At 75.7% G+C, this 10,912-nt stretch carries 11 protein-coding genes; 5 read left to right on the top strand and 6 right to left on the bottom strand.

Annotated features, from left to right (window positions below; all coding sequences use genetic code 11):
* Positions 1-17: 17 nt before the first annotated feature.
* Positions 18-683, bottom strand: coding sequence for a pyridoxamine 5'-phosphate oxidase (pdxH, locus tag WCD41_RS00385; RefSeq protein ID WP_373695056.1), 666 nt, complete (start codon positions 681-683; stop codon positions 18-20).
* Positions 684-911: 228 nt separating this feature from the next.
* On the opposite strand from pdxH, the gene WCD41_RS00380 reads away from it, so the two are divergent.
* From WCD41_RS00380 to sepH, 3 genes are all read left to right on the top strand, one after another.
* Positions 912-2,033, top strand: a complete 1,122-nt coding sequence (locus WCD41_RS00380) for a citrate synthase 2 (RefSeq protein ID WP_337711388.1) — start codon at positions 912-914, stop codon at positions 2,031-2,033.
* A gap of 128 nt (positions 2,034-2,161) precedes the next feature.
* On the top strand, positions 2,162-3,298 hold the full coding sequence (serC, locus tag WCD41_RS00375) for a phosphoserine transaminase (RefSeq protein ID WP_337711387.1): 1,137 nt from the start codon (positions 2,162-2,164) through the stop codon (positions 3,296-3,298).
* A 183-nt stretch (positions 3,299-3,481) separates the two neighbouring features.
* The gene (gene sepH / locus WCD41_RS00370) at positions 3,482-4,561 is read left to right on the top strand and encodes a septation protein SepH (RefSeq protein ID WP_337711386.1); all 1,080 of its coding nucleotides are present in this window, start codon (positions 3,482-3,484) and stop codon (positions 4,559-4,561) included.
* 19 nt (positions 4,562-4,580) lie between these two features.
* On the opposite strand, the gene WCD41_RS00365 is transcribed toward sepH, so the two are convergent.
* Complete coding sequence (locus WCD41_RS00365; protein ID WP_337711385.1) at positions 4,581-5,252, bottom strand: DUF2537 domain-containing protein; 672 nt, start codon at positions 5,250-5,252, stop codon at positions 4,581-4,583.
* Positions 5,253-5,276: 24 nt separating this feature from the next.
* On the bottom strand, positions 5,277-6,089 hold the full coding sequence (locus WCD41_RS00360; protein ID WP_337711384.1) for a TrmH family RNA methyltransferase: 813 nt from the start codon (positions 6,087-6,089) through the stop codon (positions 5,277-5,279).
* 180 nt (positions 6,090-6,269) lie between these two features.
* Here WCD41_RS00360 and WCD41_RS00355 point away from each other — a divergent pair, with 180 nt between their 5' ends.
* The gene (locus WCD41_RS00355) at positions 6,270-6,827 is read left to right on the top strand and encodes a bifunctional nuclease family protein (RefSeq protein WP_337711383.1); all 558 of its coding nucleotides are present in this window, start codon (positions 6,270-6,272) and stop codon (positions 6,825-6,827) included.
* A 243-nt stretch (positions 6,828-7,070) separates the two neighbouring features.
* On the top strand, positions 7,071-8,585 hold the full coding sequence (locus WCD41_RS00350) for a glutamate-cysteine ligase family protein (RefSeq protein ID WP_337711382.1): 1,515 nt from the start codon (positions 7,071-7,073) through the stop codon (positions 8,583-8,585).
* Here WCD41_RS00350 and WCD41_RS00345 read toward each other — a convergent pair.
* The 3 genes from WCD41_RS00345 to WCD41_RS00335 all read right to left on the bottom strand — a co-directional run bounded on the left by WCD41_RS00345 (position 8,531) and on the right by WCD41_RS00335 (position 10,901).
* A complete protein-coding gene (locus WCD41_RS00345; RefSeq protein WP_337711381.1) occupies positions 8,531-9,835 on the bottom strand; it encodes an MFS transporter in 1,305 nt (434 codons plus the stop codon). The genes WCD41_RS00350 and WCD41_RS00345 overlap by 55 nt on opposite strands.
* A gap of 127 nt (positions 9,836-9,962) precedes the next feature.
* On the bottom strand, positions 9,963-10,181 hold the full coding sequence (locus tag WCD41_RS00340; protein WP_337711380.1) for a dodecin: 219 nt from the start codon (positions 10,179-10,181) through the stop codon (positions 9,963-9,965).
* Positions 10,182-10,277: 96 nt separating this feature from the next.
* Entirely contained in the window at positions 10,278-10,901 is a 624-nt protein-coding gene (locus WCD41_RS00335) for a TetR/AcrR family transcriptional regulator (RefSeq protein ID WP_337711379.1), read from the bottom strand.
* Positions 10,902-10,912: the final 11 nt, after the last annotated feature.

Here is a 10,912-nt window from a genome sequence, read left to right as displayed (position 1 = left end):
GCGCAGATCGTGCGCCTCTACGGCGCGAGGCGCTCCACGACCCACCCCTGATCGGTGCGCCGGAAGCGCATCCGGTCGTGCAGGCGGTCGGTGCGGCCCTGCCAGAACTCGACGTGCGTCGGGACGATCCGCCAGCCGCCCCAGTGCCGCGGCGGGGGGATCTCCTCGTCGTCGGCGAAGCGCTCGGTGACGCTCGCCAGCAGCTCCTCGAGGGCCGCGCGGTCGCGCAGCACCCCGGACTGCGGCGACGCCCACGCCCCGAGCTGCGAGCCGCGCGGGCGGGTGCGCCAGTACTCCGCGGTGTCCTCGCGCGCGAGGAGCTCGACCGTGCCGATCACCGTCGCCTGGCGCTGCAGCGCGAGCCACGGGAACGTCGCCGACGCCTGGCGGGTCTGGCGCAGCTGGTGGCTCTTCTCCGAGGTGTAGTTGGTGAAGAACGTGACGCCCCGGTCGTCGACGTCCTTGGCGAGTACCGTGCGGGTGGTCAGGCGGTGCTCGTCGTCGCCGGTCGCCAGCACCATGGCGTTGGCGTCGGGCAGGCCCGCCGCGCGCGCGGCACCGATCCAGGCGAGCAGCTGCTCGTGCCAGGTCGGGGCGAGGTCCGCGACGTCGAGGGTCGCCGACCGGTAGTCCTCGCGCATCCCCGGCAGACCCGTGTCCTGCCCTGTGACCTGTTCCGCCACCCGGCCTCCTCGTCGCGGTCGTGTCCGGTGTCCCGCCGCACCGTAGGCGACCTGCGGGTGGGCACCCAGTGAGCAGCGACACAGACCGCTGCGTTGCCCTCGGAGCACGCCGCGGAGCAGCGTGCTGCTGGGCTCGCCCACGTCCGCCACACCCCGGCGGACCGGCGCGCCGAGGTGGGCGACGGGGCCCCGACCGGGTCCCCGCGCCCTCGCGCGAGGAGGTCACCCGTGAGCACGGCCACCCCCGTCGTCCCCCCGCCACCCCCGGGCTTCTCGCCCGGCCTGGAGGGCGTCGTCGCGTTCCGCACCGAGATCGCCGAGCCGGACCGCGACGGCGGCGCCCTGCGCTACCGGGGCGTGGACATCGAGGACCTGGTCGGCACGGTCGGGTTCGGCGAGGTGTTCGGGCTGCTCGTCGACGGTGACCTGGGACGCCCGCTGCCGCGCGAGGAGCCGGGGCTCGAGCCGCCGTTCAGCGGCGACGTCCGCGTCGACGCCCAGGCCGGGCTCGCGCTGCTCGGGGCGCGGTGGCAGCTGCCGCCGCTGCTCGACGCCACCCCCGAACGCGCCCGCGACGACCTCGCCCGTGCCGCGGCCGCGGCGCTGGCCCTGGTGGCCCGCTCGGCGCGCGGGTCGGAGCGGCCGGCGGTGCCCGCGACCGTGCTGGACCCGATCGACGATCCGGTGGCGCGGTTCCTGACGCGCTGGCGCGGCGAGGCCGACCCCGTCGGGGTACGCGCGCTCGACGCCTACTGGGTCTCCGCCGCCGAGCACGGGCTCAACGCCTCCACGTTCACCGCGCGGGTGGTCGCCTCGACCGGCGCCGACGCGGCCGCGTCGCTCTCGGCCGCCGTCGGCGCGATGTCGGGCCCGCTGCACGGCGGTGCCCCGGCCCGCGTGCTGCCGATGATCGCCGAGGTGGAGCGCACCGGGGACGCCGAGGGCGTGGTGCGCGGCATCCTGGACCGCTCCGAGCGCCTCATGGGCTTCGGACACCGGGTCTACCGCGCCGAGGACCCCCGGGCCCGCGTGCTGCGCCGCACCGCCCGCGAGCTCGGCGCCCCGCGCTTCGAGGCCGCGGCGGCGCTGGAGACCGCCGCGCTGGCGGCGCTGCGCGAGCGCCGCCCGGACCGGGCGATCGAGACCAACGTCGAGTTCTGGGCCGCGGTGATGCTCGACCTCGCGGGCGTCCCGGCGCCGATGATGCCGGCGATGTTCACCTGCGCCCGCACGGCCGGCTGGGCGGCGCACGTGCTCGAGCAGCGCCGCACCGGGCGCCTCGTGCGCCCGTCGGCGCAGTACATCGGCCCCGGCCCGCGGGGCGTGGACGCGGTGGCGCGCACGGCCTGAGGGCACCCCGTTCGGTGATCGTGGGGGCTTTCCTGACGTTCAACGTCAGCGTGGCCGCCAGGCTGGAACACCCCGGGAACGTGGCCCACGCGACAGCATCGCGGAGGGCGCGCTGGGAGGATGTCGCGGTGACCACGTCGACCGACACGCTGCAGATTCCCGCCGAGCTCCTGCCCAGCGACGGCCGGTTCGGGTGCGGGCCCTCGAAGGTGCGCCCCGAGCAGCTCGCCCGCCTGGCCGAGGCCGGCGACGTGATGGGGACGTCGCACCGGCAGAAGCCGGTCAAGTCGATCGTCGGGCGCGTGCGCTCCGGGCTGCGCGACCTGTTCTCGATCCCCGACGGCTACGAGGTCGTGCTCGGGGTCGGCGGCACCACGGCGTTCTGGGACGCCGCGGCCTCCGGGCTCGTGCGCGAGCGCAGCCTGCACCTGACCTACGGCGAGTTCTCCTCGAAGTTCGCCTCGGTGACCAAGGGCGCGCCGTTCCTCGCCGACCCGATCGTCGTCTCCGCCGACCCGGGCAGCGCCCCGGAGCCGACGTCCGACCCGAGCGCCGACCTCATCGGCTGGGCCCACAACGAGACCTCCACCGGCGTCGCCGTCCCCGTCACCCGCCCCAGCGGCTCGGGCGACGCGCTCGTCGCGGTCGACGCCACCTCGGGCGCGGGCGGCCTGCCGGTGCAGATCAGCGAGTCCGACGTCTACTACTTCGCCCCGCAGAAGTGCTTCGCCTCCGACGGCGGGCTGTGGATCGCGATCATGTCGCCGGCGGCGCTCGAGCGCGTCGAGCAGATCGACGCCGACAAGCCCGGCGGGCGCTGGATCCCCGAGTTCCTGTCGCTGTCGACCGCGCTCGACAACTCCCGCAAGGACCAGACCTACAACACGCCGGCCGTGGCGACGCTGCTGCTGCTCGCCGACCAGATCGAGTGGATGAACGCCGGCGGCGGGCTCGACTGGGCCACGGGGCGCACGAAGAACTCCTCGGACCGGCTCTACGAGTGGGCCGAGAAGTCGTCGTTCGCGACGCCGTTCGTCGCCGACCCGGCCCACCGCAGCCAGGTCGTCGGCACCGTCGACTTCAGCGACGACGTCGACGCCGCGGCCGTCGCGGCCACGCTGCGCGCCAACGGCGTGGTCGACACCGAGCCCTACCGCAAGCTCGGCCGCAACCAGCTGCGCGTCGGCATGTTCCCGGCGGTCGAGCCGGACGACGTCACCGCGCTCACGCGCTGCATCGACTGGGTGGTCGAGCGCCAGTCGTGAGCAGGACGCTGCTCCATCCGGGCTAGACGCGGTCCCGCCCGTGTTCACGGCCGCGTGAGACGCGTGGACACGGGCGCGGCGCGCCTCCCTCGTCCGAGGAGATCCCTCGCCTAGCGTCGGACGGCGAGCACCGAACCCCACCGGACCTGCGGGGCGAGGGCCGCGAGCCGACGGGGAGGCCTGATGCGTCAGCTGCGCGTCGTCGGCCTGGGTGACGACCACGAGACGGTGATCCTCGAGGACCCGATCCGCCACGAGCGCTTCACGGTCGCCGGCGACGAGCGGCTCCGCGCCGCGGCGCGCGGCGACGTGCGGCGCCTCGGCCAGATGGAGATCGAGGTCTCCAGCCCGCTGCGCCCCCGCGACATCCAGCAGCGTGTGCGCGCCGGCGAATCGGTCGACGAGGTCGCGGCGGCGGCCGGGGTGAGCACCTCGCACGTCGAGCGCTTCGCGTACCCGGTGCTGCTCGAGCGCGCCCGCGTCGCCGAGATCTCCCGCCGCGCGCACCCCGTGCTGCCCACCGACCCGACGCGCACCGACGGGCGCACGCTCGGCGAGATCGTCGCCGCGACGTTCGCCGCCCGCGGCCAGGACCTCGACGACGCGCGCTGGGACGCCCACAAGGGCGACGACGCGCAGTGGGTCGTCACCCTGTCCTGGCAGGCCGGGCGCTCGGACAACGTGGCCCGCTGGTCGTTCCGCCCCGGCAGCGCCGGCGGCACGGTCGACCCCCGCGACGACCCCGCACGCGAACTGCTCGGGCGCGAGCCGGTCGGCGGCGGCCCGCGGCGCGTCGACGCCACGGCACCGGAGCCGACCCCGGAGGCGGAGCCCGGCGACACCCTCGAGGAGACCCCCGCGCTGGCCGTCTCCGGCGACACGGCCCCCGCCCGCCGGGCGAGCCCGTCGACGCACGCGGCCGCGACGCACGCCGCGTCCGGCACGGCGTCCACGCGCCGGGCCGAGCGCGGCTCGCCCCGGCGCGGCGCCTCCCGGGGCGAGCGCCGGGGGTCCGGGAGCACGACGCCGGCCACCCCACCCGCCCCACCCGCCCCACCCGCCCCACCCACAGCACCCGCTGTCCCCGCCGCGTCCGACGACCAGGTGCCGACGCCCCGCACGGCCCGGAACGACGCCCCCGCCGCCGAGAGCCCGGCCGTCCCCGCCGAGGCCGCCGAGGGCACCCGCCGCGGCAAGCGCTCCCACCCGATCGTCCCGTCGTGGGAGGACGTGCTGCTGGGCACGCGCTCGCCGCGCAGCTGAGTCCCGGGGTCGCGAGCCGCTAGAAGGCCGCGACGGCCAGGACCACCAGCGCGAGGCCGGTGCCCGCGAACGTGCCGTGGACGGCCCAGCGCCAGGTCGGGACATGGCGGTTGAGCCACAGCGCCGGGACCAGCCCCGCGACCACGGCCGCGTCGACGATCAGCCCGATCGCCCCGAGCCCCGCGATCAGCGGCGCGGCCAGAGCGAGGTTGGCCAGCAGGACCACGCCCGCGACCAGCGCGCTCAGGGTCAGCCCGACACCCCACGGCGTCGGCTCCGCGGCCGCCGTCACCGCCGTGGGCTCGGCGTCCTCGGCGACGGGGTGGGGCGCGGGGTCGACGGCGTGGCCGTTGCGCGGCAGCGGCGGCACCGGCGGCGGGTGCGGGGTGCGGGTGACACCACGCAGGGCCACGCGGTGGCCCGTCACGGGATCGCAGTAGTCGACGGGTGCGGCGAGCTCCACCGACAGCCGCGCGGCCAGCTGACGCCCCCGTCGGCTGATCGTGTCGACCGTGGGTGCGGCGCTCGGCACCGTCCCGGCCGGGACCGTCGCCGCCACCCGTGCCCACTCCTGCAGCGCCTCGACGAGGTCCGGCGGCAGCCCCCAGGTCCGGCCCTCGCCCCCGGCCCCGAGCGGCACCCCGGCGACCACCGCGCGCCCCTGCTCGGCGCGCACCTCGACGACCCTCATGGTGCGGCCCTCACAGTGCGACCCTCACGGTGCGACCCCCACCGCGTGGCCGGTCGCGTGGAAGGCGACGGCCGCCGCGGTGGCCACGTTCAGCGAGTCGACGTCGCCGGTCATCGGGATGCGGACGCGGACGTCGGCGCGCTCGAGGGCCTCGGCGGACAGGCCCGGGCCCTCCGCGCCGAGCAGCAGCGCCACCCGCTCCTGCTCGGCGAGGCCCGTGAGGGCGCCGGGGTCGCCACCGGGGGTGAGCGCCGCGACGACGAAGCCGGCCGCGCGCAGGGCCGTCACGGCCTCGGCGAGCCCGCACGTTGCGAAGGGGACCCGCAGGACGTGGCCCATCGAGACCCGCACGCTGCGCCGGTAGAGCGGGTCGGCGCAGCCCGGGCCGACGAGCACCGCGTCGACACCCAGCGCCGCGGCGTTGCGGAACAGGGAACCGAGGTTCTCGTGGTCGTTCACCCCCTCGAGCACGGCGACGCGGCGCGCCCCGGCGAGCAGGGGCGCGAGGTCGGGCGCCGGGGCGCGGTCGGCGCTCGCGAGCACCCCGCGGTTGAGGTGGAAGCCGACGACGTCGGCCATGGTGCCGGCGTCGGTGACGTAGGCGGGCACGTCGACGGCGGCGAGGTCCGGCCCCAGGTCCTCGACGCGGCGGGCGACGCCCAGCAGCGCCCGCGGCGGGTAGGGCGAGGCGAGCAGCCTGCGCACCACCACGGTGCCCTCGGCGAGCACGAGGCCGCGGCCGCCGGGACGATCGGGCCGCCGGTCGGCCCGCGAGAGATCGCGGAAGTCGGCGAGGCGCGGGTCCGCCGCGTCGTCGACCTCCACCACACGCGCCACGTGCGCATCGTCCCAGACCCGCGACGGCGGGCCGGACGACCCGTCGCCCGGCGCGGGTGTCGACGGCTCCCGGCGGGGCACCCGGGGGTCGGGCCCGGACGCCGCGCCCGTCGCCACCTCGCGGCGGACGAGCGGAACGCAACCCCGTCGCCGGGCCCGCGAACGTGGGAGGCTGGGGTCGTGAGCGAGATGCGGGTGGTCGGGGTCCTGGCCGTCGACGACGCGACACAGCAGCAGGGCGGCTCGTCGGGCTCGGGCGAGAGCCGGCACCCGGTCGTCCTGCTGCAGGAGACCGACGGGAAGCGCTGCCTGCAGATCTGGATCGGGCTGGCGGAGGCCGAGGCGATCGCCCTCGAGCAGCAGGGCCGCCTGCCCGAGCGCCCGCTGACCCATGTACTGATCTCGGACGTCGTCGCGGCCCTGGGGCGGCGGCTGGAGCGCATCGAGATCACCGAGGTGCGCGGCGGCACGTTCTACGCCGATCTCGTGTTCGACCGCGGGCTGAGGGTCTCGGCGCGGCCGAGCGACTCCATCGCGATCGCGCTGCACGCCGACGTGCCGATCCACGCCACGGAGGGCGTCCTCACCGACGCCGGGGTGGTCGTCGAGGACGACGAGTCCGACGAGTCCACCGCCGCGGCTGCCGCCGGCGCGTCCGGCACCGACGAGGACGAGGTCGACCGCTTCCGCGCGTTCCTCGACAACATCTCGCCCGAAGACTTCGGACGAAGCGGCTGACCACCGGACGAATGACCCGTCGTGTCGACGGGCCAGAGGTCACCCTGAGTCGCCCAGCGGTCGGGGTCCGCGGTGCCCTACGCTGAACGGACGCTTTCCACGGGCGGACGGCGCCGGTGGCTGGCGTGATCCCGACGGCTGTGCCAGCGTGGCCGCTCGTCGGGGCTCACGGGAGGTGCCGTGTGCCGCCGTACGGGCGGGACGCGGTGATCGGTCGGATCGTGGACGGGAGCCGGGCGGGTAATGGGCCAGCACCTCACCGCCACCCTCTTCACCGCCTCGGACCAGGCTCGGTACCGGCAGCGGATCCACCGCTGCCTCGAGGCCTTCGGGACGATGGTGACCGAGGGCCGGTTCGCGGGCGCCGAGCCCAGCACGGGCGTCGAGATCGAGCTGGCGCTGGTCGACGAGGACATGCGCCCGGCGATGCTCAACCACGCCGTGCTCGACCGCTCCGCCTCCGACGTGCTCACCTCGGAGCTGGGCCGCTGGAACCTCGAGATCAACCTGCCCCCGCGGCTGCTGCCCGGCGCCACGGCCCGAGACCTCGAGCAGGACATGCTCGACGCGACGTGGTCGGCCGGCGACTGCGCCCGCGACCTCGGCGCCCGGGCGGTGACGATCGGCATCCTGCCGACCCTCGCCGCCGAGCACCTCGCGTCCGACCAGCTCACCGAGGACCCGCGCTACGCGCTGCTCAACCGCCAGATGCTCACCGCGCGCGGCGAGCCGTTCCGCCTCGACATCACCGAGCCGCCCGCGTCCCGCCACGGGCCCGTCGACGGCGGGCCCGCCGAGCACCTCGTCCTCGACGTCGACTCGATCGCGCCGGAGGCCGCCTGCACGTCACTGCAGCTGCACCTCCAGCTCACCCCGGACCTCTTCCCGGCCTACTGGAACGCCGCGCAGGCGATCGCCGGGCTGCAGGTGGCGCTCGCCGCGAACTCCCCGTTCCTGCTGGGCCGCCGGCTCTGGGCCGAGACGCGCATCCCGCTGTTCACCCAGGCCGTCGACACCCGGCCCGTCGAGCTGCGCAACCAGGGCGTCCGGCCGCGGGTGTGGTTCGGCGACCGCTGGGCCCAGTCGGCCTACGACCTGTTCGAGGAGAACGTCCGCTACTTCGGGTCGCTGCTGCCCCTGGCCGAGGACGAGGACCCGTTCGCCGAGCTCGACGCGGGCCGGGCGCCGAGCCTGCAGGAGCTGCGGCTGCACAACGGCACGGTGTGGCGCTGGAACCGCCCGGTGTACGACGTCGCCGACGGCGTCGCCCACCTGCGCCTGGAGAACCGCGTGCTGCCCGCCGGGCCGACGGCCGTCGACGCCGTCGCGAACGCGATGTTCTTCTACGGCCTGATCCGCGCGCTCGCCGAGTCCGACCGCCCGCCGTGGCAGCTGATGTCGTTCGACGCGGCGGAGGCCAACTTCACCGCGGGCGCCCGGCACGGCCTCGAGGCGGCCCTCTACTGGCCCGGCATCGGCACCGTGCGCGCCGACGAGCTCGTGCTGCGGCGCATGCTGCCGCTCGCCCAGGAGGGCCTCGCCGCCTGGGGCGTCGACTCCGAGGCCGCCGACCGCTACCTGTCGGTGATCGAGCAGCGCTGCGTGCGGCGCTCCACGGGCGCGACCTGGCAGGTACGCGCCGTCGCCGCGGCCGAGCGCCGCGGGCTGGACCGGGGCAACGCGGTGATGGAGATGATGAAGCGCTACCTCGAGGGCATGGAGGCCAACGTGCCGGTGCACGACTGGCCGCTCGACTGACGGCCCGACCGACGCCGCCGCAGCACCAGCCACACCCCGGCGACGAGCACCGCGGCGACCACCGACGCGGCGCCCCCGAGCACGAGCGGCGCGCGGCCGCCGAGCTCCTCGGCGAGCCAGCCGAGCGCCGGACCGCCCACCGGCGTCCCGCCGAGCAGCACCACCATCCACAGGCCCATCACCCGGCCGCGGACCTGCTCGTCGACGCCGAGCTGCACCGCCGCGTTGGCCGCGCTCGTGAACAGCAGCTGGGCCGCGCCCGTGGGCACCAGGAGCAGGGCGACCAGGGGGTAGCTGGGCATGAGGCCCGCGGCGACCTCGCAGACCCCGAAGACGACGGCGGCCACGACGACGGTGCGCAGGCGCGGGCGCCCCACCCGGCGGGCGGCGACGAAGGCCCCGAGCAGGCAGCCGACGGCGAGGGCCGAGGTCAGCAGGCCGTACGACTCGGCGCCCCGCCCGAACACGTTGCGGGCGACGATCGCGAGCGTCACGAAGAAGTTGATGCCGAGCGTGGAGACGAAGAAGACGAGCACGAGCAGCAGCACCACGTCGGGGTGGCGGCGGACCTCGCGCAGACCGGCCCGGACCGCGCCCCGCTCCCGCGGGGCGCGCGCGTAGGCGAACATGTCGGCGGGGCGCATGCGCTGCAGGCCGACGAGCACCGCGACGAACGTGACCGCGTTGACGAGGAAGACCCAGCCGGTGCCGACCCCGGCGATGAGCAGGCCGCCGACCGCGGGGCCCAGCACGCGCGCGGCGTTGAACGTCATCGAGTTGAGGGCGACGGCGTTCGCCAGGGCCCCGGAGCCGACCATCTCGCCGGCGAACGACTGGCGCACCGGCCCGTCGAGGGCCGAGAAGCAGCCCAGCAGCACGCACAGGACGTAGACCTGGGCGATCGTCACCAGGCCCGTGACGTCGAGCAGGCCGAGCACCAGCGCGCAGGCGCCCATGGCGACCTGCAGGCCCATGAGCAGGCGTCGCTTGTCGTAGCGGTCGGCGATCGACCCGCCCCACAGGCTCAGGAGAAGGGTGGGGCCGAACTGCAGGGCCGCGGCGACGCCGAGGGCCACCGGGCTGCCGCCGGAGAGCTCGAGGACGAGCCAGTCCTGGGCGACGCGCTGCATCCACGTGCCGACCAGCGACACGACCTGCCCGGAGGCGAAGAGGCGGTAGTTCCGGACGCGCAGGGCGGCGAAGACGCTGCCCCGCGCACGGTCGGTGTGCGTGCTGTCGACCTCGCTCACCGGAGATCGCCACCGCACGCCACGGTAGTGAGCTTACCTAACCACTTCCCGTCGAGTGGTGTCAGCGGAGTGACTCCGCAGACGATGAGTGTCCGCAGAGCCACTCCGTCGACGCCACCGCGCACCCTCAGGGCTTGGTGTCCTCGAGGGCGAAGCCGATGTTCAGCGTCACCTGGAAGTGTCCGACCTCGCCGTTCTCGACGTGCCCGCGGATCTCGGACACCTCGAACCAGCTGACCTGGCGCAGGGACTCCGACGCCCGGCGCACCGCGCCGCGGATGGCCTCGTCGACGCTCTCCGCGGACGTCCCGACGACCTCGGTCTTCCGGTAGATGTTGTCAGCCACCCAGGGGCTCCTTCGCTCGGAGGGGATTCGGTCTTCCGTCGAACCGGTACCCGTTCTCCCCCGGACGCCCACGTGTCGCGCGCCGCGACGCCTGCCTCAGCCGGGCCGGGGACGGACGTGGTCGACAGCAGCATCGAGAGCGAGAGCGAGCACGTGGAGGTCGCGATGGACGCGCGCGAGCATCAGGCCGCCCTGCAGCGCGGCCAGGACGGCGACCGCCATCTCGCCGGCGTCGCGCGACGGGTCCACACTGCCCTCCCGCTGGCCGCGGACCAGCAGGGCGGCGATGCGCCGCTCCCACTGCGCGAAGGCCGCGGCCTGGTGCTCGCGCCATCCGGGGTCGGCGTCCACCTGCCCACTGAGCACCCCGAGCGGGCAGGCGAACGGCCCGCCGCCGTCCCGCTGGAGCTCGTAGATCGACGAGGCCCAGGCCCGCACCTCGTCGCCGGGACCGCCGCCAACCCCCTCCCCCAGCGCCGGCTGGGCGGCGAGGACCTTCTCGAGCTGGCGGTCGATGACGGCGAGGACGAGCTCCCGCTTGCCCCGGAAGTAGTGGTAGAGCTGCGACTTCCCGGTGCCGCTGACGCGCAGGACGTCCCCGAGGCCGGTCGCCCCGATCCCGCGGGCCTCCATCAGCCCGGCGGCGGCGTCGACGATCGCCTCCCGTGTCCGACGACCCCGGTCCGTCGGCGGCACGGTCGGCGCCTGGTCGGTCGTCACGTCGTCAGGCT

Origin of the sequence: Actinomycetospora aeridis (assembly GCF_037400275.1) — a bacterium.
In the GTDB taxonomy this organism is placed as follows: domain Bacteria; phylum Actinomycetota; class Actinomycetes; order Mycobacteriales; family Pseudonocardiaceae; genus Actinomycetospora; species Actinomycetospora aeridis.
This window is presented reverse-complemented; position numbering and strand designations above follow the sequence as displayed.